Raw genomic sequence first — 23,399 nt, 5'->3', positions numbered from 1 at the left:
GGAGACGAGCGATGACTGAAGTCACTTCAGCGCACCTGCCGTCGCGGGTTGTCCTCAACCAGGCGGACATTGACCGTGCGCTCACTCGTATCGCCCACGAGATCCTTGAAGCCAACAAGGGCTCCCAGGATCTGGTTCTTTTGGGCATTCCCAGCCGCGGCTACCCTTTGGCCGTGCGGCTCGCCAACAAAATCGCAGCTGCCGACCCCACGGTCATCGCCGAAACGATTGTCGGCCAACTGGATGTCACCATGTTCCGTGACGATCTCTCGCACCAGCCCACCCGGCCCCCGCGCCACACCCGCCTGCCCTTGTCGGGGATTGACAACAAAGTTGTTGTCCTGATCGATGACGTCCTGTATTCGGGACGTACCATCCGGGCCGCACTGGATGCCTTGGTTGACCTTGGCCGCCCGAGGATTGTCCGTTTGGCCGTTTTGGTGGACCGGGGCCACCGGGAGCTGCCGATCCGCGCAGACCACGTTGGCAAGAACCTGCCGACTTCAAGTTCCGAAAAGGTCCGGGTCCACCTGGAGGAAATCGACACCGTGGATGGCGTGCCCGTCAACGAAGTAGTGATCGAGGCCGGCCAGTGAAGCACCTTCTTTCCACCGAGAACCTCAGCGCCTTCGATGCCATCCGGGTCCTGGATACGGCGGAGGAAATGTCGGCAGTGGGCGAGCGTGAAGTGAAGAAGCTTCCTGCCTTGCGCGGCAGGACAGTGGTCAACCTTTTCTTCGAGGACTCCACCCGTACGCGCATCTCCTTCGAAGCCGCAGCCAAACGCCTGTCCGCTGACGTCATCAACTTCGCAGCCAAGGGTTCATCGGTGTCCAAGGGCGAGTCGCTCAAGGACACCGCGCAGACGTTGGCTGCCATGGGCGCTGACGCGGTGGTCATCCGCCACTGGGCCTCCGGGGCACCCCATCGCCTCGCAGCGACGGACTGGATCGACGCTGCCGTGATCAACGCCGGTGACGGCACCCACGAACACCCCACGCAGGCACTCCTGGACGCGTTCACCATGCGCCGGCACTGGGCCCAGCTCAAGGGAACGGCCTCCACAGGAGCCGATCTTAAGGGCATGCGCGTGGCAATCGCCGGTGACGTCCTGCACTCCCGGGTGGCCCGTTCCAACGTCTGGTTGCTGAAGACCCTTGGGGCTGACGTCACCTTGGTGGCGCCACCCACCCTGCTGCCCATCGGCGTCGAGCACTGGCCCTGCAAGGTCAGCTACAACCTGGACGAGACCTTGGAAGCCGGCATCGACGCCATGATGATGCTGCGTGTCCAGGGCGAGCGGATGAACGCGTCGTTCTTCCCATCAACCCGCGAGTACTCGCGCCGCTGGGGTTTCGACGACGCGCGTCTGCGTGCCCTGGATGACCTTGGCATGAAGGACACCATCATCATGCACCCCGGCCCCATGAACCGCGGCCTGGAGATTTCCTCGGCCGCCGCGGATTCGCCGCGTTCCACTGTGCTTGCGCAGGTACGCAACGGTGTCTCGGTCCGCATGGCCGCCCTTTACCTGCTGCTCTCCGGGGATTCCCGCGAAGCTGCCCCGAACGCAATCCAGTCCAGCAAGGAGACCAACTGATGGCAGAGAACACCTACCTGATTCGTGGGGCAGCCATCCTCGGCGGTGAACCTGAGGACCTGTTGATCCGCGACGGCATCATCGAAGCACGCGGGAAGGACCTCGCGGACGGCGACGCCACGGTCGTTGACGGCAAGGGCCTGATCGCGCTGCCGGGCATGGTCGATGTCCACACCCACCTCCGCGAACCGGGCCGCGAGGACGCTGAAACCGTGGAGACCGGAACCCGGGCCGCTGCGCTGGGTGGCTTTACCGCCGTGCATGCAATGGCCAACAGCAACCCGGTGGCGGACACGGCCGGCGTCGTCGAGCAGGTCCACAGCCTGGGCCGTGCGTCCGGTTGGGTTGACGTCCGTCCGGTCGGCGCGGTCACCGTGGGACTGGCCGGCGAGCAGCTCGCCGAGCTCGGTGCCATGGCGGACTCACGCGCCCAGGTCCGGATGTTCTCCGATGACGGCATCTGCGTCCACGATCCCGTCATCATGCGCCGCGCACTGGAGTACGTCAAAGCGTTCGACGGCGTCGTGGCCCAGCACGCGCAGGAACCCCGCCTTACCGCCGGGGCACAGATGAACGAAGGCGCTGTCTCGGCGGTGCTGGGGCTGACAGGGTGGCCGGCCGTGGCCGAGGAGAGCATCATTGCCCGCGACGTCCTGCTCGCCCAGCATGTGGGTTCCCGCCTGCACGTCTGCCACGTCTCCACCGCCGGTTCCGTGGAGATAATACGCTGGGCAAAGGCCCGCGGCATCAACGTCACCGCTGAAGTCACCCCGCACCACCTGCTCCTGACCGACGAACTGGTCCGCAGCTACGATCCCGTGTACAAGGTCAATCCGCCGCTCCGCACGGACGCTGATGTGCAGGCGCTGCGCGAGGGCCTCGCCGATGGCACCATCGACGTCGTGGGCACCGACCACGCTCCGCACCCCAGTGAGCACAAAGAGTGTGAATGGGCACAGGCAGCCATGGGCATGACCGGCCTGGAGACCGCGCTCTCGGTGGTGCAGGAAACCATGATCGAAACCGGCCTCATGTCGTGGGCAGACTTCGCCAGGGTTACCTCGTTCACTCCGGCCGTGATCGGACGCGTTGCCGACCAAGGGCGCCCATTGGACGTCGGGGAGCCCGCCAACGTCATCTTGGTGGACCCGGCTGCGCGTTGGACCGTCGACCCCCATAAAATGGCAACCATGGGCCGCAATTCACCGTTCAAGGGCAAAGAGCTGCCCGGTTCAGTGGTGGCGACATTCTTCAAGGGCCACCCCACTGTCCTCGACGGCAAACTCAACACCCCGTACCGCTACCCTGCAGTCAGCGGTAACTGATGGACAACCAGACATTGACCGTGCTCATCACGGTTCCGTTGATCGCCGTCGTGCTGGCGATGCTCTGGCTGGGTTGGCGGAACCGACTGAGGCGACAAGCCGACGTCGAACGCCTCCCCGAGGTTCCGGAGCAGCTGACCCCTGCCACCGTCGTCGCAGATGGCCAATACGTGGCCACCACGACCGCGGGCGACTGGCTGGACCGAATCGCCGTTCAGGGCCTGGGCATCCGGACCAATGCGGAACTGAGCATTCACGCCGAAGGCGTGCTGTTTGACCGATCCGGCGCCGCCCCGGTCTTTATCCCGCGCTCGGCTGTGCAGGACAGCCACACAGCAGACGGCATGACCGGGAAGTTCGTCGAAAAGGACGGACTCGTGGTCATCAGCTGGAAACTGGGCACCCGCGAACTGGACACCGGTTTCCGGTCCAGGCACGCAGCCGACAAGCAGCTCCTCCTCGAAGCCCTCCAGGAATTGATCTCCGCAGCCCCTCAGGCAGATGCCGATAGTGGAAAGTAATAAAGTGACGGATAGTAAAGCAGCCACCACCCCCACCTCCTCAGCAGCAGTGCTGGTGCTCGAAGACGGCCGCATGTTCCGCGGCCGCAGCTACGGCGCCCAGGGGACCGCGCTCGGTGAAGCGGTATTCGCCACCGGCATGACCGGTTACCAGGAAACCATTACCGACCCTTCTTACGCGCGTCAGCTGGTCGTCCAGACCGCCCCGCACATCGGCAACACGGGCGTCAACAGTGAAGATGCCGAGTCCCGCCGCATCTGGGTGGCCGGGTACATTGTGCGCGACGCCGCACGCCGACCCTCCAACTGGCGCTCCGAGCGTTCGCTGGATGACGAACTGACGGAGCAGGGTGTTGTCGGCATCCAGGGCGTGGACACCCGCGCCATCACCCGCCACCTCCGCGAGCACAAGACCATGCGCGCAGGCATCTTCTCCGGCGAAGCCGCCCAGGCCTCGGACAAGGAGCTGCTGGACGCAGTCCTGGCGAGTGCTCCGATGGAAGGCGCGGCCCTGGCCGAGGAAGTCTCCATCGATGAGGCCTACGTTGTTGAGCCCAAGGACCACGGTTGGGAAGGCGAACCGCGGTTCTCCATCGCCGCTGTGGACCTGGGCATCAAGGCCATGACCCCGGTCCGCTTTGCCGAGCGTGGCGTGCGCGTCCACGTCCTCCCGGCAACGTCTACCGTGGAGGACGTCAACGCGGTCAAGCCCGACGGTTTCTTCATGTCCAACGGCCCGGGCGACCCCGCGACGGCCGATCACCAGGTGAAGCTCCTGCGTTCGGTGCTGGACGAGAAGCTGCCGTACTTCGGTATCTGCTTCGGCAACCAGATCCTCGGCCGCGCCCTCGGATTCGGTACGTACAAGCTCCGTTACGGCCACCGCGGCATCAACCAGCCCGTCATGGACCGCCGCACGGGCAAGGTGGAGATCACCTCCCAGAACCACGGCTTTGCCGTCGACGCGCCGCTGAACGGCGCCACGGTGGCACCGGAAGAGCGCTACGGCCGCGTTGAAGTCAGCCACGTTTCCCTGAACGACGACGTCGTTGAAGGGCTCGCCTGCCTGGACATCCCCGCGTTCTCGGTCCAGTACCACCCCGAAGCCGCCGCTGGCCCGCACGATGCCGCCTACCTCTTTGACCGCTTCATCGACCTCATGGCCGACACCAAGTCCCAGGCCACAGGCGAAAACTCCAACGACTCCAACGACTCCAAGACTGAGGACAAGAAGTAATGCCCAAGCGTACAGATCTCAAGAGCGTCCTCGTCATTGGTTCGGGCCCGATCGTCATTGGCCAGGCTGCCGAGTTCGACTACTCCGGCACCCAGGCACTTCGTGTCCTCAAGGAGGAAGGCCTGCGCGTCATCCTCGTGAACTCCAACCCCGCCACCATCATGACGGACCCCGAGTTCGCGGATGCCACCTACGTTGAGCCCATCACCCCCGAGGTGGTGGAGAAGATCATCGCCAAGGAGCGCCCGGACGCCATCCTGCCCACCCTGGGCGGCCAGACGGCACTGAACACCGCCATCGCACTGGACAAGAACGGTGTGCTGGAGAAGTACAACGTGGAACTCATTGGTGCAAACATTGCCGCCATCGAGCTCGGCGAAGACCGCGAGAAGTTCAAGGGCGTGGTGGAACGTTGTGGCGCAGAGTCCGCACGCAGCCACATCATCCACACCATGGACGAAGCATTTGCGGCAGCGGAAGACCTCGGGTACCCGATGGTGGTCCGTCCTTCCTTCACCATGGGTGGCCTGGGCTCCGGCTTGGCGTACAACGAGGACGACCTCCGCCGCATCGTCGGCCAGGGCCTCCAGTACAGCCCCACCACCGAGGTCCTGCTCGAAGAGAGCATCCTTGGCTGGAAGGAATACGAGCTGGAGATGATGCGCGACAAGAACGACAACGTCGTTGTTGTGTGCTCCATCGAGAACTTCGATCCCGTAGGCGTCCACACCGGCGACTCCATCACGGTAGCTCCGGCCCTGACCCTGACGGACCGCGAGTACCAGAAGCTGCGTGACGTCTCCATTGCCGTCATCCGCGAAGTCGGCGTGGACACCGGTGGCTGCAACATCCAGTTCGCTATCGACCCTGCCACGGGCCGCGTGGTGGTCATCGAGATGAACCCCCGCGTTTCCCGCTCCTCGGCCCTGGCATCGAAGGCAACAGGTTTCGCGATCGCAAAGATCGCCACCAAGCTCTCCCTGGGCTACACGCTTGACGAGATCCCCAACGACATCACCCAGAAGACGCCGGCATCGTTCGAGCCGACCCTGGACTACGTTGTGGTCAAGGTTCCCCGTTTCGCATTCGAGAAGTTCCCGGCAGCGGACAACACCCTCACCACCACCATGAAGTCCGTCGGCGAGGCCATGGCCATGGGCCGCAACTTCACCGAGGCCCTGCAGAAGGCCCTGCGTTCCCTGGAGCAGAAGGGCTCGCAGCTGGACTTCAGCTCCGTCCCCGAATACGAAGTTGCCGAGCTCCTTGAGAAGGCCAAGCGTCCCACCACCGACCGGCTGCACCAGGTGCAGCGGGCCCTCCTGGGCGGGGCAAGCCTGGAAGAGGTCTTCGAGGCCACCAAGATCGACCCCTGGTTCCTGGACCAGCTGCAGTTGCTCAACGAGACTGCGCAGCAGATCCGCAAGGCCGGCGTGCTCAACGAGGAAATGCTGCGCAATGCCAAGCGCCACGGTTTCTCCGACGAGCAGATCGGTGCTTTGACGCACAACAATGAGGCAGTGGTCCGTGGTGTCCGCCAGGCACTGGGCATCCGTCCGGTCTACAAGACGGTGGACACCTGTGCCGCAGAGTTCGCCGCGTACACTCCGTACCACTACTCGTCCTATGACGAAGAAGATGAGGTGGGCCTGCACGCCAAGCCCTCGGTCATCATCCTCGGCTCCGGCCCCAACCGCATTGGCCAGGGCATCGAGTTCGACTACTCCTGCGTGCACGCCTCCATGGCCCTGCGTAAGGCCGGGTACGAGACCGTCATGGTCAACTGCAACCCCGAGACAGTCTCAACCGACTACGACGTCTCCACGCGCCTGTACTTCGAACCGCTGACCCTTGAGGACGTCCTCGAGGTCATCGCGGCAGAAGAACGCACCGGCGGTGTCATGGGTGTCTTCGTCCAGCTCGGCGGCCAAACCCCGCTCAAGCTGGCGCAGCAGCTCGCCGATGCCGGCGTGCCGATCCTGGGTACCTCGCCTGAGGCCATCGACCTCGCCGAGCACCGTGGCGCCTTCGCCCGCGTGCTGGACGAAGCCGGCTTGACCTCCCCGAAGAACGGCACCGCCGTCTCCTTCGAGGACGCCAAGAAGATCGCAGATGAGATCGGCTACCCGGTCCTGGTGCGCCCGTCCTACGTCCTGGGTGGCCGTGGCATGGAGATCGTCTACGACGAAGCCAACCTCTCCCGCTACATCGCCAACGCCACCGAGATCACCCCGGACCACCCGGTGCTGATCGACCGCTTCCTTGAGGACGCCGTCGAAATCGACGTCGACGCGCTCTTCGACGGCACCGACATGTACCTCGGCGGCATCATGGAGCACATCGAAGAGGCCGGCATCCACTCGGGTGACTCTGCCTGCGTGCTTCCTCCGATCACCCTTGGCAACAACGTGATCGAACGCGTGCGCACCGCAACGCGTGCCATCGCCGAGGGCGTGGGTGTCCGCGGCCTGATCAACATCCAGTTCGCGCTGGCTTCCGATGTCCTGTACGTCCTTGAAGCCAACCCGCGGGCCTCCCGCACGGTCCCGTTCGTCTCCAAGGCCACGGGTGTGCAGATGGCCAAGGCCGCGGCGCTCATCGGCACGGGTGTCACCATCAACCAGCTCCGCACTGCCTACAAGATGCTGCCGGAGACGGGGGACGGCTCCACGCTGCCCCTGGACGCTCCGGTTGCCGTCAAGGAAGCCGTCCTGCCGTTCAGCCGCTTCCGCACCCCGGAGGGCAAGGTTGTGGACTCCCTGCTCGGCCCTGAGATGCGCTCCACCGGCGAGGTCATGGGTATCGATAAGCACTTCGACACCGCCTTCGCCAAGAGCCAGGCTGCCGCCAACAATGCACTGCCCACCGAAGGCAAGATCTTCGTTTCGGTCGCCAACCGTGACAAGCGTTCGGTGATCATGGGCGTCAAGCGCCTCTCGGACCTCGGTTTCGAGATCGTCTCCACCGGTGGCACGGCAGATGTCCTGCGCCGCAACGGCATCCAGGCCACTCCGGTGCGCAAGGTCGCCGAGGGCAGCAGCGCCGAAGGCGAAGGAACCATCGCCGACCTCGTCGTTGCCGGCGAGATCGACATGGTCTTCAACACGCCCTCAGGCGGCGAAGCCCGCAGCGACGGGTACGAACTCCGTGCCGCAGCGACGTCCATCGGCATTCCTTGCATCACCACCGTTGCCGAGTTCAACGCCGCTGTGCAGGCCATTGAAGCGCTGCGGACGTACGAATGGTCCGTGACCAGCCTGCAGGAGCACGCAGGCAACCTGGCAGCGGCAGTGGAAGCAGCCAATGCCTGAGTCTGCTTCGCCACACGTGGAACAGCAGCCGGTCCGGGAGTCGTTCGGCTCCCGGCTGGCTGCCGCCATGACGGCCCGCGGTCCGCTGTGCGTCGGGATCGACCCGCACCCGCAGCTCCTTGCTGAGTGGGGACTGAACGACGACGCCGCCGGGCTGGAACGCTTTTCGCTGACGGTGGTGGAGGCCGTGGGTTCCCTCGCTGCCGCGGTGAAGCCGCAAGTGGCACTGTACGAGCGGCACGGCTCTGCCGGCATGGCAGTGCTGGAGCGCACCCTGGCCGCATCCTCGGATGCGGGTGTCCTGAGCATCGCTGACGCCAAGCGTGGTGATATTGGCTCCACGATGGCTGCCTACGCCGATGCCTGGCTGCGGGACGGGTCATCGCTGGCCGCGGACTCTGTGACCTTGAGCCCATACCTGGGCTTTGAGTCGCTGCGTCCGGCGCTGGATCTCGCCGCCCAATACGGCAGGGGAGTGTTTGTGCTCGCGTTAACATCCAACCCTGAGGGCAAGTCCGTCCAGCATGTTGGCGGCGCTGATTCCGTTGCCCGGCGCATTGTGGCCGAGGCCGCCGCGGAGAACGCGCGCTATGACGGGGTACTGGGTTCGGTTGGCCTGGTGGTGGGTGCCACCATTGGTTCGGCGTTGGAGGACCTCGACATCGACCTCGGTCCGGTCCGTGGTGCCATCCTGGCCCCGGGACTCGGTGCCCAGGGCGCTACCCCCGCCGATCTCCGTGCCACTTTTGGGGCCGCGTATCCGACTGTCCTCGCGACATCAAGCCGGGGAATCCTGGCCGCTGGACCCTCGGTTACGGCCTTGCGGGCTGCTACCGAGCAGACCAGGGATGGGCTCCGTTCCGAGTAAGTTGCCTGGCTGCATTGCGCAACCGGGCCCCTGCCGGTAGGTTCAGGATCAGTCCGCGTGATCTGGATCACAATCTCGATCTGACAGGGGTTTGGCAGTGGGCCTTAAAGAGCTGACACCGCAGGAACGTTCCGATGCCCTTGAAAAGGCTGCCAAGGCACGTGCCGTGCGTGCGGCAGCCAAGGAAAGGCTCAAGCGCGGTGAGCTGAGCATTGCCGAGCTGATCTCGTCGGGCACCACCGATGAGGCGATAGCCCGCATGCGGGTCGTGGAATTGCTGGAGGCCCTGCCGGGTATTGGACCCGTCAGGGCCGCCGGGATCATGGCGGAGATTGGAATCGCCGGATCCCGGCGGATCAGGGGGCTGGGAATTCACCAGGCCCGGGCGCTGGTAGATTTTATGGATACCCAGCAAAGCGTTTGACGCATCTCCCCGAAGGAATCCGTGAGCAAGAATCCTGGACTGACTGTCCTTGCAGGCCCCACTGCCGTTGGCAAGGGAACCGTTTCAACCTACATCAGGGACAACTATCCGGAGGTCTGGCTCTCAGTCTCGGCAACTACCCGGGCCGCCCGTCCGGGAGAGCAGGACGGCGTCCACTACTTCTTCAAGACCGCTGAAGAATTTGATGACCTGGTTGCAGCGGGTGAACTTCTCGAATGGGCTGTTGTCCACGGGTGCAACCGGTACGGAACCCTCCGCAGCACGGTGAATGCAGCGATTGCCGAAGGGAAGTCGGTGTTGCTCGAGATCGACCTGCAGGGTGCCCGGCAGGTGAAAGAGGCAGTCCCTGACGCCAATTTCGTGTTCCTGGCCCCGCCGAGCTGGGATGAAATGGTGCGTCGGCTGGTGGGCCGGGGCACCGAAACCCCCGAGGAACAGCAGCGCAGGCTGGAAACCGCTAAACTGGAACTTGCTGCTGAACCGGAGTTTGACCACACCGTCATCAATGACGACGTTCGCCGGGCAGCGGACGAGCTTGTTTCACTCATGGGGCTTACCCCGCACGGGCGCTAAAGCGCCTGCATTTGTTGGCCCGCTAGAATTTGGAGAATTCGTGTCCACGAACCTTGAAGGCATCATCAACCCGCCGATCGATTCGCTGCTTGAGGCTGCCGATTCCAAGTACGGCCTGGTGATCTTCGGCGCCAAGCGTGCCCGCCAGATCAACGCGTACTACGCCCAGCTGCACGAGGGTCTCTTCGAGTACGTTGGCCCGCTGGTCGACACCAAGCTGAACGAAAAGTCGCTGTCGATCGCCCTGCGCGAGATCAACGAAGGCCTCCTGGTCTCCACGCCGATCGAGCCCGCAGAATAAAACAGGCTGCCTGTTGACGGAGGTCACGTGCGCATAGTCCTCGGAGTCGGGGGAGGGATCGCAGCCTACAAGGTTGCATCGCTCCTCCGGCTTTTTACTGAAGCCGGTCACAAGGTGACAGTCATTCCCACCGAAGCGGCGACCCGCTTTGTTGGTGTGGCTACATGGGAGGCCCTCTCGGGCAATCCGGTGAGCAACAGCGTCTTTGACGACGTGGAGAAGGTCAACCATGTCCGGCTGGGGCATGAGGCGGACCTGATTGTCGTTGCTCCGGCCACGGCCGACCTCCTGGCGAAGGCAGCCACCGGACAGGCGGGCGACCTCCTTACCAACACGCTCCTCATGGCCCACGGGCCTGTCCTCTTTGCTCCGGCCATGCACACGGAAATGTGGCAACACGCCGCAACCCAGGCCAACGTGGAGACGCTGCGCAGCCGCGGCGTCACAGTCCTTGAGCCTGCCTCCGGGCGCCTCACCGGTGCAGACTCGGGTCCGGGCCGCCTGCCGGAACCTGAAGCGATCTTCGCAGCTGCCATGGCGCTGGCCGGCGCGGAATCCCCTGTAGTTCAAGGCAGCCACCCCGGCGTCCTTGCCGGACGCGTCGTGACCATCTCCGCCGGCGGAACCAGGGAGGCCTTGGATCCGGTGCGCTTCCTGGGCAACCGCTCGTCAGGAAAGCAAGGCGCGGCCCTGGCCGCTGCCGCGCTGTCCGCCGGAGCCACTGTCCGTTTCCTTGCGGCCCATATGGACGTCGAGCCGCCGGCCGGCGTCGAGCTTGTCCGCGTTGAGTCTGCTTTGGAGTTGCGGGAAGCGGCGCTGAAAGCGGCGGCCGATTCCGACGTCGTGATTATGGCGGCGGCTGTGGCGGACTTCCGTCCGGCGGAAGTTTCAGACACCAAGATCAAGAAGGTCGACGGCGAGGACGCACCGTTGGTGCACCTGGTCCGGAACCCGGATATCCTGCACGAGCTCGTTGAACGGCGGAACGCCGAAGGTGGCAAACAGTTGATCGTGGGCTTCGCGGCCGAAACGGGCGATGCCCAAGGAGACGTCCTGGAGCACGCGACAGCCAAGCTCAAGCGCAAGGGCTGCGACCTCCTGGTAGTCAACCATGTTGGCATCGGTCGTGTGTTTGGCCAGGACGACAACTCCGTCGTCATCCTTTCAGGCCACGGGGCAGAACCGGAGTCCGCCGCAGGCTCCAAGGCCGACGTTGCGGCCGCCGTGATCGACCGGGTGGGCGCCGAGCTTGCACGGGTTTTTCCCGCTGTGTAACCGAACCCACACCCGAATTCTTAGCAAAGGGACACACGGAAGTTTCCGCTGTCCCGCAACCCAGTAAGGTGGACGAGTGACTTTACCGCTGCACCATGAACACCATGGCACCCCGTCCAAGCTCCGGCTCTTCACCTCAGAGTCGGTCACCGAAGGGCACCCGGACAAGATCTGCGACCAGATCAGCGACTCCATTCTTGACGCGTTGCTGGCCGCGGATCCTGAATCCCGCGTGGCCGTGGAGACCATGGCCACCACTGGCCTGGTCCACGTGGCCGGTGAGGTCACCACTGACGCTTACGTCGAGATCCCGCAGATTGTCCGCGAAACCATTCTCGGTATCGGATACGACTCCTCCGCCAACGGCTTCGATGGCGCCCGCTGCGGTGTTTCCGTCTCCATCGGCCAACAGTCCAACGACATCGCCGGTGGCGTCTTCAACTCCCTTGAGGCCCGCGAAGGCCGCCAGGAAGACGATTACGACCTCCAGGGCGCCGGCGACCAAGGCATCATGTTTGGCTACGCCAGCGATGAGACCGCCTCATACATGCCTACTCCCATCTGGCTGGCCCACCGCCTCTCGGAACGCCTTACCGAAGTCCGCAAGAACGGCGAGCTCGCGTACCTCCGCCCCGACGGCAAGACCCAGGTCACGGTAGGTTACGACGGCGACCGGCCCGTTTCTGTGGAAACAGTGGTCATCTCCAGCCAGCATGCCGAGGAAGCGAGCCTGGAGCAGCTCCGTGCGGATCTCGCCAGCTACGTGATCGACCCCGTGTTGTCCGCGTCCAACCTGGATATCGCGCACACTGCCAACATCCTGAACCCCGCCGGTGCCTTCGTGATCGGCGGCCCGGTAGGAGACGCCGGCCTTACCGGCCGCAAAATCATCGTTGATACGTACGGCGGATTCTCCCGGCACGGCGGTGGAGCGTTCTCCGGGAAGGATCCGTCGAAGGTGGACCGTTCGGCTGCGTACGCCATGCGGTGGGTCGCCAAGAACGTTGTCGCCGCCGGACTGGCCAAGCGTGCCGAGATCCAGATCGCCTACGCCATCGGCCAGGCCCGACCCGTTGGAACGTACGTGGAAACCTTTGGCACGGAAACCGTTGATCCGGCCCGTATCAGCGAGGCCATCACGGAACTCTTCGACCTGCGTCCCCGGGCCATCATTGACGCCCTTGACCTGAAGCGCCCCATTTACGCCAAGACGGCGGCGCACGGCCACTTCGGCCGCGACGACCCCGACTTCACGTGGGAGCGGCTGGACCGGGTTGATGACCTGAAGGAATACTTCAACGCCTGATCCTTTTGCTTTGCGCGGCCTGGGCACGGGTTACAACTTTGTCGGTGCCCCATGGTTTGCTGAAGCCGGAGAGATGCCCGCAGCGGGTCAATCCCGCTGCGGGCATTCTGCGTTGACGATATTCGTGGATGTCCAATGGTGAGGTGGAGGTGAAGTGCGTGGCAGGATTCGAAACCCAGCCCTCGTTGCTGCAGCCTTCACTGCTGCAGGGTTTTCCAGAGCGGGCACCTGTCAACGGGCCGCCCCTCGCCGCGGAGAACCCCGTGGCACGGGTAGTGCTTGAATCCTCGTTGCCACATTTGGACAGGCCATTCGACTACAGCGTGCCCGCGGAACTTGCTGACGTGGCTGTTCCCGGCGTTCGCGTCAAGGTCAAGTTCAATGGCCAGGAGCTGAACGGGTACATCGTAGAACGCCGCGCGGATTCGGAGGGCTCCCACTCCCTGGCGACCCTCCACAAAGTCGTCTCCCCGGTGGCCGTCCTGACTCCGGCCATCGCGGAGCTGGCCGGCAATGTCGCTTCCCGGTATGCAGGTACGCTCAGCGACGTCCTCCGGACTGCTGTCCCGCCCAGGGTCGCCAAAGTGGAGAAAGAATTGCTCGCCGGCGAGCTGGCAGCGGCAGGGACCCCTGAGCTGGCTTCCGGCCCGGCCGATGGCTGGAAGGGATACACCAACGGTGCAGCGTACGTGCAGCACTTGGCCAGTGGCGGTACACCCAAGGCTGTCCTGACCGCCTTGCAGGGATTCGGTCCCAACGGATGGCCGGCGCTTGTCGCTTCCGCGGTCGCGGCTGTCCGCTCCTCGGGCCGGGGCGCCGTGGTGGTCGTACCCGACTACCGGGACCTGGAACGGGTTGAAGCGGCGCTGGAGAATGTCTTGCCTCAGTCGGACGTCGCCCGGCTCACCGCGGACGACGGCCAGACGCCCCGCTACCGGAACTTCCTTCGGCTGCTGACTGGTTCGGCGGGAGTGGCAATAGGCACGCGTTCAGCCGCCTACGCCCCTGTGCAGAATCTGGGCCTTGTGGTGTGCTGGGACGACGGCGATGACCTGCACATCGAACAACGGACACCCTACGCACACACCCGGGAGGTCCTGCTGCTGCGTGCCGAACAGGAGGCTGCCGCCTGCCTCCTGGCATCGCACAGCCGCAGTACTGAACTCCAACGCCTCGTCGAGATGCAGTGGGCGGTACCCATTGAGGCACCACGATCCGTGGTCCGTTCGACGGTTCCCCGGGTGCTCAACACGGCGGACAGTTTTGAGCAGGAACGGGATCCCTTGGCACGCATTGCCCGCCTGCCCGGGGCCGCGTGGCGCGCGGCGAAGGAAGGCCTGGAACGGGGTCCGGTCCTGGTACAGGTTGCCAGGGCCGGCTATGCACCGTCGTTGGTGTGCGAGACGTGCCGTGAACTTGCCCGCTGCAACGCCTGCCAAGGGCCGTTGGCGGTATCCAGCGGATCGGCCATTCCTGCGTGCCGCTGGTGCTCGACGCCGGCACCTCAGTGGCGCTGTAGCCATTGCAGCGGAACCCGGCTCCGGCGTGGCGCTGTGGGTGTGATGCGGACTGCGGAGGAACTCGGGCGAGCCTTCCCGGGCAAGGCGGTGGTGACTTCCTCGGGTGAGCACATCAAAGCGACGGTGCCTGATGCTCCGGCCTTGGTAGTGGCAACTGTCGGGGCTGAGCCGGTCGCTGCCCACGGCTACGCTGCGGCCTTGCTGCTGGACGGAAACTCGTTGCTCCGGCGCGAGAACCTCCGGGCAGGCGAGGACACTGTCAGGCGCTGGTTCAACGCTGCTGCGCTCGTCAAGCCCGCAAGCCAGGGCGGACTCGTGGTGATCACGGCGGACGATACCGCCGCGACCGGTGCGTTGCTGCGTTGGGACGGCCCGGGATACGCCTCGCGCGAGCTGGCACTACGGAAGGAACTGCAGTTGCCCCCGGCGGTACGGGTCGCCTCCATCACCGGCGGGAGGGCCGACGTCGGACACTTCTCGCAAGCTTTCGAGGCGAATGCGGCGCTGCCGTCAGGCAGCAGGCTCCGCAGCGCCGGGCCGGCGCCCCTTCAGGCGCTTACAGGAATCGCGCAGTCACCAGCGGATGATGCCGATGTCAGGACGCTTTACTTCATTCCCTACGCGGACGCAGCCGCGGCCACCCGTGCCATGCGCGCCGTGAAGGCCGCCAGCGCCGCCAAGCGCACGTCCGGACCTGTGCAAGTCCGTCTGGACGGCGTGGACGTACTTTAACCGGCGCGTGCGCGTCAGCCTCTGCGTTTCCGCAGGGCCATTACTTCCTCGGCTGCTGCAAGGAGTTGCCGTGCCGACTCGTCCCAGTTGAATTCTGCCGCACGCTCCACTGACCGCACGGAGCGCTCCTGCCAGAGGGAATCCTCAGCCAAGGCCGTGACGGCGGCTGCGAATTCAGATGCAGAATCCGGGTTCACGTAGCTCACGGCATCGCCGCCTACTTCACGGAAAATCGGGATGTCGCTGGCGATCACGGGTGTTCCCAGCGCCATCGCCTCCACCAGCGGCAAGCCATAGCCCTCTGCACGGGAAAGGCTGATAAGCGCGGTGGCCCGGACAAGGAGTTCGTCGTATTGGGCGTCCGTGACGCCGTTGTGGAACTCTACCTTGGCTCCTTGCGGAACCATCGCTTCCAGTTCCGCTTTGCGTTCCGGAGTGATCCGGCTGAGCAGGTGGAGGGTGAAGTCCGGCAGCCCGGCCATGCCCCGGATCATCGTTTCCACGTTCTTGTACGGCATGAACGACCCCATGTACAGCAGCGTCTTGTCAGCGCCCGCAGCAGGATCGCGGGGTGTCTGGCCGGGCTGGGGGGCGTTGCCCACTATGCGCACCGGCCGTTGCGTCAGTGCGTACTTGGCCATGAGGGCGCGGGTCGTCTGGCTGATGGTGGCCACAACATCGGCACGGTTCAGGAGGAAACGCTGCGGCCAAAATGCCTTGTGGTAGAGCCGCCACAGCAAGCGGACGGGAGCCGGCAGGAAACCGGGGGGCGTGGGGTGCTCGTAGTAGATGAGGTCATGCAATGTCAGGACCAAGCCATACCGCCGCCCCAGGGTACCCATGGTTTGCATGGGGCAGACTACGACGTCTGCGCCCAGCGGGTTGACTTTGCGGGCAACAAACAGCTCCAGTGGGGAGAGGGGGCTGTTGATCAGCACGTAGGGAACATCCGGCAGCAGGGCGAGCTGGCGCTTGTCGCTGATCAGCATGGTCACATCCGCGATCTTGGATGTCGCTGCTATGAGGCTGGAACCGTAGCGGCTGATGCCATCGTGGTGGTCCGTTCGGGTAAAGCGGGCGTCGATGACGATTTTCACGCGGGATGTTCCTCCAGGAAGGTGCGGATGGCTGCTGCGGCCGGGGCCGGCGTCTCGTAATGGATGAGGTGCCCGACGCCGGGAATCACTTCCAGGGTTCCGTCGGGCAGTCGCTTCATCAGTTTGTGCTGGTTGGGAAGGGTGGCGATCTCATCTTTTTCGCCGGCGATGAGGAGAACCGGGAGGGCCAGCCGTTCGGCGACCTCTGCTACGTTGCCTGAGACCGAGGCCTTGAAGGATTCGAGCAGGCTGTTCCGGTCGGCGAAGGCACTGAAATAGGCATCATGCTGTGCGTGGATGAACCGGCGCAGGTTCTTGTCCTTGGTTTTGGCCATGGTGATGCTCATAATGCGTACGATCGCCCGGTTGCGGAGTACGGCCAGCCCCAGGGGGCGGGGGAGCCTTGCCGAGAGTTGGTAGTACAACACAGCCAGTTTGGTCATGATGCCTTTGGGGCCTTCGAGTGCCGGCGCGGCAATGGGGTTGACCAGAATCAGGGGATAGATGGATCCCGGGTGCGCTGCTGCGAAGTGGCTGGCCACGATGGAACCGAAGGAGTGCCCCAGCAGTACTGTCTTGGGGCCGAGGCCGATCGCTGCCATGAAGCTGGAGATGAACCGGCCGTAGCGTTCCACGCTGTGCTCGTCGCCAACGAAGGGTTCCGAGCTGCCGAAGGCCGGAAGGTCCGGCATGATGATGCGCATTTCGGGGAGCTGGTCGGCGACGCGAAGCAACCCGTGGTGGTCGCCCCGGAAACCGTGGATGACCAGGATGGTGCGGGTTGCAGCCGTGACGGACACGGGCTCATAGGTCCAATACGCGATATTGCTGCCGTCCACATCGACATCCGAGGCGTGTGTCCGCCCGGGCAAGGACGCGCTGAAGAACTTGTCGGGGGCCTGGGCACCGTCAGGCGATTGCGAGGTGTCCACTTTTTCCATACGGATAGTCCTAGTTCACGTTGTCCGGGTGCGAACCCGTCCGGTGGTGCCGCTCGAGTTCTGCCATGCGTTCAATGTCGGCGGTGTCCAGTTCAAAGTCGAAGACGGCAATGTTCTCCTTGATCCGGCCGGGAGAACTTGCCTTCGGGATGACCAGGTTTCCCAGCTGGAGGTGCCAGCGGAGAATGATCTGTGCCGGGGTCCGGTGATATTTTTCCGCCAGGGAAACAATGGCGGGGTCGGCCAGGACCTGCCCGCGACCCAGTGGGCTCCAGGCCTCCGTGGCGATCCCCAGCTGTTCATGCAGGGTCCTGAGCCTGGTCTGCTGCAGCCACGGGTGCAGCTCGATCTGGTTGACCGCCGGAACAACCTCTGCCTTGTCCATAAGTACTTCAAGGTGTCCGGGTTGGAAGTTGGATACGCCAATGGCCCTGACTTTGCCTTCGCGGTACAGGGTTTCCATCGCTTTGTAGGTCTCGGTAAACAACCCCCGGCCGGCACAGGGCCAATGGATCAGGTAGAGGTCCACGTAGTCCAGCCCCAGATTGGAGATGGAGGTGTCGAAAGCCCGGAGTGTCGAGTCGTAGCCTTGGTCATCGTTCCAGACCTTCGTTGTTACGAACAGGTCTTCGCGGGAGAGGCCATGTATGGCTTCCCCGGAACCGCCAGTGGCACTGCGGGCTGCAGCGGCATCGCCGATGGCTGCCCCGATTCCGCGGCCAACGCCTACCTCGTTGCCGTACATCGCGGCAGTGTCGAAGCGCCTGTACCCTTCCCCGAGTGCCGTGGCAACCAAGGTGTCAGCGTCATGGGGCGGGACCTTATAGAGTCCGAATCCCAGGCGTTCCATCTGTACGCCGTTGTTAAGTGCCAGCCGGCCCGATGTCAGCTTGGAGGAGGATCTCATAGCAACGACTCTACCCATCCGGAAGCAATTTCTTCAGGCATGGCCGTTGAAACTCACCAGGCGCCGGGCGGAGGCTTCGTCCAGGATCAGGTCGGTGGCCAGTCCTGCCGCCAGGGCACCCTGGAGCCCGTTGATCTTGGAGGCGCCTGACACGACACAAATCCGGCGCCTGACCTGACGCAGCTGCTCGTGGCCCGGCCCCGTGGAACGTTCGTTCAAGGTGATGCCGTCGGAGGAACCGTCGCTCCGGAAAAACACTGTAGCGACGTCACCCACAACGTCATCGGCAGCCAGCATGCTGAGGTCGTGTTCATCGAGGTATCCGCCGGCGTAGACGTGGCTGGGGTAATCGGAATCGACAGAGCCGACGCCGAAGATCGCAATGCTCATCCGTGCCTGCAAATCGAGGATGCGTTGAACGCTGCGTTCATTCCACATAGCTGTCTTGGTGGAGGCGTGATCAAAGAAGGCGGGCACCGGGAACTGCTCCACCCGTGCTCCGTAGGCGCTGCCGAAGCGACGCATGATGTCGCTGGCGTACGTGATGCCCGTGGTTTGCATGTTTCCGGCCCCATTAAGTTGGACCACGATGCTGTCGTGGGTCACCTTGCGGGTCAGGTGGCGGCTGACTGCACTGAGGGTCGCACCCCAGGCCACCCCGATGATGGCGTTCGAATCCACCAGGGGGCCAATGGTTCGCGCTGCCTGCATGGCTACACGGTCCAACGTCTCGGCTTCATTGAGGGTGTCCAGCACCGGCACGACGTGAACGTCCACTCCGTATTGGTTCCTGATCTGGCTTTCCAGCTCCGGGCCCGTGTCGAACGGGCTGCGGATCTGTACCTGCACGAGGCCCGTTTCCCGCGCAGAGGAGAGCAGCCGTGACACCGTGGATCGTGAGGTCCGCAGCTCGCGGGCAATCGCATCCATGGTCAGGTCCTGCAGGTAATACATTTGTGCAGCCCGGAGCGCATCCGAGTGACGTGATCGTGCCATCTCATTTCCTTACTGCACGTTTGTGCAAATAGCTTGACTCCATTTTCCACCTTCGCAAGATTAGTGGTGAACGGTGCAGCAGCGAGTGGCGCGGCGCACGAACCAAGCCCAAGGGAGCAGTTTTGGGACACAACAGGATTTCCGGTACCTCACAGCACGCACAGCAGCGCGACTCCGTCGTTGCACTGCAGGAGCGGCCCTCGGCGAAGGTACTCATCATCGGCGGTGGCATCAACGGCGTGGGTACGTTCCGTGACCTCGCCCTGCAGGGCGTCGATGTGGCACTTGTTGAACGTGGCGACTACTGCCAGGGTGCCAGCGGTGCCTCGTCCCACATGATCCACGGTGGCATCCGTTACCTCGAAAACGGCGAGTTCCGCCTTGTCCAGGAATCGGTAGTGGAGCGAAACCGGCTCCTGCGGATCGCGCCGCACTACGTCAAACCGTTGCAGACAACCATCCCGATCTTCAGCACCTTCTCCGGAATCCTGTCGGCCCCCATGCGCTTCCTGACCCACAAGCAGGGCAAGCCGAAGGAACGTGGTGCGTTCCTCATCAAGGTGGGCCTGAGCATGTACGACTTCTTCTCCCGCGACGGTGGAAGTGTTCCGCGGCACCAGTTCCGGGGCCGCACCAAGGCCCTCGCCGAACTTCCGAAGCTGCACTCCGGCATCAAGTACGCTGCAACGTACTTCGACGCATCCGTGCACAACCCCGAACGCCTGACCCTGGACGTCCTCCAGGATGGCGAAAAGGCAGGCCGTGGAGGCGGACTCCCCGGTGGAAGCGCCCGCGCCAGCAACTACGTCTCGCTCGTTTCCATGGGCACGGACGGGGTGCGGCTCCGCGACGAACTGACCGGCAAGGAGTTCGACTTCCAGGCCGACGTCATCGTCAACACCACAGGCGCATGGGTGGACCTCACCAACCAGGCCATGGGTGCCGTCAGCAAATTCATGGGCGGCACCAAGGGATCCCACATTGTCCTGGACCACCCCGAACTGCTCGCCGCCTGCAATGGCAGGGAGATCTTCTTTGAACACACCGATGGCCGCATCGTCCTGATCTACCCCATGGGAGACCGCGTGCTGGTCGGAACCACGGACGTGGATGCGGACATGTCAGAAGACGCCGTGTGCACCGAAGAGGAGATCGACTACTTCTTCGACCTCGTCGGCCACGTGTTCCCCACCATCAAGGTCGAACGCGAACAGATCGTGTACAGCTTCGCCGGCGTCCGTCCGCTGCCCCGCCACGACGCCACGCAGCCCGGCTTCGTCTCCCGCGACTACAGGATCGAACGCAGCGTCCGCACGGGCAGCGACGCTGTGACAACGCCAGGCGGTAAGGCCGCCGTCGTACTTAGCCTGGTCGGTGGAAAGTGGACCACATTCCGCGCCCTTGCAGAGCACATGACCAATGACGTCCTTCGCGAACTGGGCATGGAACGCAAAGTCTCGACGGCGAAACTCGCCATCGGTGGCGGTGCCGGCTTCCCCGCCACCGAGCAGGGTGAACAGGAATGGATCAAGAAGCACATGGGGCCGGGCCTGGACGCTGACCGCGTCGCTGTCCTGCTGACCCGTTACGGAACACGGGCCGACGCCGTCATCGATTACCTGAATGCCGGACACGACACACCGTTGCGGTCCACCCGCGAACTGAGTGTCCGCGAATTGGCCTTCATGGCAGAGCACGAGCAGATCGGGCACCTGGTGGACGTCCTGATCCGCCGGACATCCCTTGCGTTCCGCGGCCTGGTAACAGGGGAGCTGCTTAACGAGATCGCTGCCGCGCTTGCTGAGCCACTTGGTTGGGACGCCGCCGCCCGTGAAGCGGAAATCCGCCACGCCCAGGAAGTACTGCAACGGTTCCACAAGGTTGACGTGCACAGCTTGGTGGCCTGAAACCACCATCGGGGCGGTTCCGGAAACCGGAACCGCCCCACACAGCCCCCTCACCCGCGAGGAGGCTGACAACAGAAAAATGAGGAGTCAAAGATGTCTCTTGGAATTGTTTTCCTTTCCGAAGTATTCGGAACCATGATGCTGACCCTGCTGGGTTGCGGTGTCGTGGCAAACGTTGCGCTCAAAGGCACCAAGGGCAACAACGGTGGATTCTTAATGGTGACGTGGGGCTGGGGTATTGCGGTCTTCGCGGGCGTTTTCGTGGCCGCAAAGTCCGGTGCACACCTGAACCCGGCCGTCACCCTGGGCCTGCTGGTCAAAGGCAGCAAAGAGTACGCCCCGGATGTGGCAGTGACCTTCGGCTCGACCCTGACGTACTTCGGTGGCGAACTGCTGGGCGCCTTCCTGGGTGCCGTTGTCTGCTGGCTCGCTTACAAGCAGCACTTCGATGATGAGCCCCTGGCAGCGAACAAGCTGGGAACCTTCTCCACCGGCCCGGCCATCCGCTCCACCCCGTGGAACCTCATCACCGAAATCATTGGCACGTTCGTCCTGGTCTTCGTCATCCTGACCTTCGGCGGCACACCTTCCGGCCTCGGCCCGCTGGCCGTAGCGCTGCTTGTTGTTGGTATCGGTGTATCCCTGGGTGGTCCCACCGGCTACGCCATCAACCCTGCACGTGACCTTGGCCCCCGCATCGCACACGCCGTCCTGCCCATCAGGGGCAAGGGCTCGAGCGACTGGGCCTACTCCTGGATTCCCGTCGTCGGACCGCTGGTCGGTGGCGCACTTGCCGGACTCGTGGCCCTGTGGGTCCCGGACATCATGCCCGCCATTGCCGGCTAAAACGCTTTTGATCGACGCACACTACGCACACCCTCACAACGCCACTGAGTAACCAACAACAGACAAGGACGTCACCATGAACCAATACGTCATCGCCATTGACCAGGGCACCACCAGCTCCCGGGCCATCGTGTTCGACCACTCGGGCAACATCGTGTCCACCGGCCAGATGGAGCACGAGCAGATCTTCCCGCAGGCCGGCTGGGTGGAGCACAACGCCGTCGAGATCTGGAACAACACCCGCGAGGTCATCGGCTCCGCGCTGTCCAAGGCGAACCTGACACGGCACGATATCGCCGCCGTCGGCATTACCAACCAGCGCGAAACCGCAGTGGTCTGGGACAAGAACACCGGCGAGCCGGTCTACAACGCCATCGTCTGGCAGGACACGCGTACCCAGTCCATCGTCGACGAACTCGGCAAGGACGGGGGACCGGAGCGCTTCAAGCAGAAGGTCGGCCTGCCATTGGCCACCTACTTCTCCGGCACCAAGATCAAATGGATCCTGGACAACGTCGACGGTGCCCGTGAACGTGCCGAAGCGGGAGACCTCCTCTTCGGCAACACCGACGCGTGGGTTCTGTGGAACCTCACCGGAGGCGTCGACGGTGGTGTTCACGTCACCGACGTCACCAACGCTTCACGCACCATGTTCATGGACCTCGAAACACTGCAGTGGGACCAGGAAATCCTGGACATCTTCGGTGTGCCGGCATCCATGATGCCCACCATTAAGTCCTCCTCCGAGGTCTATGGGCACGTCCACACCTCGCAGCTGCTGCGCGAAACCCCGGTTGCGGGCATCCTCGGAGACCAGCAGGCGGCAACCTTCGGCCAGGCGGCCTTCCAAGCCGGCGAAGCGAAAAACACCTACGGCACCGGTTGCTTCCTGATCTTCAACACCGGCGAGGAAATCGTCCACTCCAAGAACGGCCTGCTCACCACCCTCGGCTACAAGCTGGGCGACAACAAGCCGCACTACGCACTGGAAGGCTCCATCGCCGTCACGGGTTCCTTGATCCAGTGGCTCCGCGACAACCTGGGCATGATCAGTTCAGCCCCGGAGGTCGAGGAACTCGCCGCTGCAGTGGAAGACAACGGTGGCGTATACATCGTCCCCGCGTTCTCCGGCCTTTTTGCACCCTACTGGCGGGCAGACGCCCGCGGTGCGATCGTAGGCCTGACGCGTTTCGCCAACAAGGGCCACATCGCCCGCGCAGCCCTGGAAGCCACAGCCTTCCAGACTCGCGAAGTCCTCGACGCCGTCAACGCCGACTCGGGCGTCCCGCTCACGGAGTTGAAGGTCGACGGCGGCATGGTCGCCAACGATGCCCTCATGCAGTTCCAGGCAGACATCCTCGGCGTCCCGGTAGTCCGTCCGAAGGTCGTGGAAACCACGGCCCTCGGTTCCGCGTACGCGGCAGGCCTCGCTGTCGGTTTCTGGAACGACCTCGGCGAGCTCAGTGCAAACTGGGGCGAAGACAAGCGGTGGGAGCCGCAGCTGCCCGCCGAAGAGCAGGAGCGCCAGTTGCGGCTCTGGAAGAAGGCAGTGACCAAGTCCATGGATTGGGTCGACGAGGACGTTAAGTAGCCTTCTCCTGACAGAGGTTCCGGGGACTCCCGCCCGCCCGCTTCGCGGTGCCCACCACACCATGGCGGGGAGTCCCCGGAACCTCTTTTGGCGTCCGGCCCCC

At 63.9% G+C, this 23,399-nt stretch carries 20 protein-coding genes; 16 read left to right on the top strand and 4 right to left on the bottom strand.

The genetic code is table 11. The annotated features are described in order from the left end of the window. Window positions 1-11 precede the first annotated feature (11 nt). From pyrR to LRQ04_RS13930, 13 genes are all read left to right on the top strand, one after another. Complete coding sequence (pyrR, locus tag LRQ04_RS13990; protein ID WP_235520744.1) at window positions 12-596, top strand: bifunctional pyr operon transcriptional regulator/uracil phosphoribosyltransferase PyrR; 585 nt, start codon at window positions 12-14, stop codon at window positions 594-596. Continuing rightward, entirely contained in the window at window positions 593-1,600 is a 1,008-nt protein-coding gene (locus LRQ04_RS13985; RefSeq protein WP_235520743.1) for an aspartate carbamoyltransferase catalytic subunit, read from the top strand. Before pyrR ends, LRQ04_RS13985 begins: the two co-directional genes overlap by 4 nt. After that, entirely contained in the window at window positions 1,600-2,925 is a 1,326-nt protein-coding gene (locus tag LRQ04_RS13980; RefSeq protein WP_235520742.1) for a dihydroorotase, read from the top strand. The genes LRQ04_RS13985 and LRQ04_RS13980 overlap by 1 nt, the downstream gene beginning before the upstream one ends. Beyond that, a complete protein-coding gene (locus tag LRQ04_RS13975) occupies window positions 2,925-3,446 on the top strand; it encodes a hypothetical protein (RefSeq protein ID WP_235520741.1) in 522 nt (173 codons plus the stop codon). Before LRQ04_RS13980 ends, LRQ04_RS13975 begins: the two co-directional genes overlap by 1 nt. Beyond that, window positions 3,427-4,683: a glutamine-hydrolyzing carbamoyl-phosphate synthase small subunit gene (gene carA, locus LRQ04_RS13970; protein ID WP_235520740.1), complete on the top strand. Its 1,257-nt coding sequence runs from the start codon at window positions 3,427-3,429 to the stop codon at window positions 4,681-4,683. The genes LRQ04_RS13975 and carA overlap by 20 nt, the downstream gene beginning before the upstream one ends. Continuing rightward, complete coding sequence (carB, locus tag LRQ04_RS13965; protein WP_235520739.1) at window positions 4,683-7,991, top strand: carbamoyl-phosphate synthase large subunit; 3,309 nt, start codon at window positions 4,683-4,685, stop codon at window positions 7,989-7,991. Before carA ends, carB begins: the two co-directional genes overlap by 1 nt. Continuing rightward, entirely contained in the window at window positions 7,984-8,859 is an 876-nt protein-coding gene (gene pyrF / locus LRQ04_RS13960) for an orotidine-5'-phosphate decarboxylase (RefSeq protein WP_235520738.1), read from the top strand. Before carB ends, pyrF begins: the two co-directional genes overlap by 8 nt. A 97-nt stretch (window positions 8,860-8,956) precedes the next feature. Beyond that, the gene (mihF, locus tag LRQ04_RS13955) at window positions 8,957-9,283 is read left to right on the top strand and encodes an integration host factor, actinobacterial type (RefSeq protein WP_211712304.1); all 327 of its coding nucleotides are present in this window, start codon (window positions 8,957-8,959) and stop codon (window positions 9,281-9,283) included. Window positions 9,284-9,304: 21 nt separating this feature from the next. Further along, window positions 9,305-9,877 carry a guanylate kinase gene (gene gmk, locus LRQ04_RS13950; protein WP_235520737.1) on the top strand — a complete coding sequence of 191 codons (573 nt, stop codon included), beginning with the start codon at window positions 9,305-9,307 and terminating at the stop codon, window positions 9,875-9,877. Window positions 9,878-9,917: 40 nt separating this feature from the next. Further along, window positions 9,918-10,178, top strand: a complete 261-nt coding sequence (rpoZ, locus tag LRQ04_RS13945; protein WP_017197559.1) for a DNA-directed RNA polymerase subunit omega — start codon at window positions 9,918-9,920, stop codon at window positions 10,176-10,178. Between the two features lie 27 nt (window positions 10,179-10,205). Next, a complete protein-coding gene (gene coaBC / locus LRQ04_RS13940; RefSeq protein ID WP_235520736.1) occupies window positions 10,206-11,453 on the top strand; it encodes a bifunctional phosphopantothenoylcysteine decarboxylase/phosphopantothenate--cysteine ligase CoaBC in 1,248 nt (415 codons plus the stop codon). 76 nt (window positions 11,454-11,529) lie between these two features. Next, window positions 11,530-12,759 carry a methionine adenosyltransferase gene (metK, locus tag LRQ04_RS13935; protein ID WP_235520735.1) on the top strand — a complete coding sequence of 410 codons (1,230 nt, stop codon included), beginning with the start codon at window positions 11,530-11,532 and terminating at the stop codon, window positions 12,757-12,759. Between the two features lie 158 nt (window positions 12,760-12,917). Further along, window positions 12,918-15,011 (top strand): primosomal protein N', encoded by a 2,094-nt coding sequence (locus LRQ04_RS13930; RefSeq protein WP_235520734.1) that lies wholly within the window; start codon window positions 12,918-12,920, stop codon window positions 15,009-15,011. Between the two features lie 14 nt (window positions 15,012-15,025). Here the strand turns inward: LRQ04_RS13930 and LRQ04_RS13925 are convergent, their stop codons facing one another. The 4 genes from LRQ04_RS13925 to LRQ04_RS13910 are packed head-to-tail and all read right to left on the bottom strand — an operon-like array spanning window position 15,026 to window position 18,952. Continuing rightward, a complete protein-coding gene (locus LRQ04_RS13925) occupies window positions 15,026-16,108 on the bottom strand; it encodes a glycosyltransferase family 1 protein (protein ID WP_235520733.1) in 1,083 nt (360 codons plus the stop codon). Continuing rightward, a complete protein-coding gene (locus LRQ04_RS13920; RefSeq protein WP_235520732.1) occupies window positions 16,105-17,049 on the bottom strand; it encodes an alpha/beta fold hydrolase in 945 nt (314 codons plus the stop codon). Before LRQ04_RS13920 ends, LRQ04_RS13925 begins: the two co-directional genes overlap by 4 nt. 10 nt (window positions 17,050-17,059) lie before the next feature. Continuing rightward, a complete protein-coding gene (locus LRQ04_RS13915; RefSeq protein ID WP_235520731.1) occupies window positions 17,060-17,956 on the bottom strand; it encodes an aldo/keto reductase in 897 nt (298 codons plus the stop codon). Window positions 17,957-17,989: 33 nt separating this feature from the next. After that, on the bottom strand, window positions 17,990-18,952 hold the full coding sequence (locus LRQ04_RS13910) for a sugar-binding transcriptional regulator (RefSeq protein ID WP_211712312.1): 963 nt from the start codon (window positions 18,950-18,952) through the stop codon (window positions 17,990-17,992). Between the two features lie 122 nt (window positions 18,953-19,074). On the opposite strand from LRQ04_RS13910, the gene LRQ04_RS13905 reads away from it, so the two are divergent. The 3 genes from LRQ04_RS13905 to glpK all read left to right on the top strand — a co-directional run bounded on the left by LRQ04_RS13905 (window position 19,075) and on the right by glpK (window position 23,296). After that, window positions 19,075-20,859: a glycerol-3-phosphate dehydrogenase/oxidase gene (locus tag LRQ04_RS13905; protein ID WP_235520730.1), complete on the top strand. Its 1,785-nt coding sequence runs from the start codon at window positions 19,075-19,077 to the stop codon at window positions 20,857-20,859. 93 nt (window positions 20,860-20,952) lie between these two features. Further along, on the top strand, window positions 20,953-21,705 hold the full coding sequence (locus tag LRQ04_RS13900; RefSeq protein WP_235520729.1) for an MIP/aquaporin family protein: 753 nt from the start codon (window positions 20,953-20,955) through the stop codon (window positions 21,703-21,705). A 76-nt stretch (window positions 21,706-21,781) separates the two neighbouring features. Further along, window positions 21,782-23,296, top strand: coding sequence for a glycerol kinase GlpK (gene glpK / locus LRQ04_RS13895; protein WP_235520728.1), 1,515 nt, complete (start codon window positions 21,782-21,784; stop codon window positions 23,294-23,296). Window positions 23,297-23,399: the final 103 nt, after the last annotated feature.

Source organism: Paenarthrobacter sp. AR 02 (genome assembly GCF_021538675.1).
Classification (GTDB): Bacteria; Actinomycetota; Actinomycetes; order Actinomycetales; family Micrococcaceae; genus Arthrobacter.
Note: the sequence above shows the minus strand (reverse complement) of the source record. Positions and strands in the feature narration are given on the sequence as shown.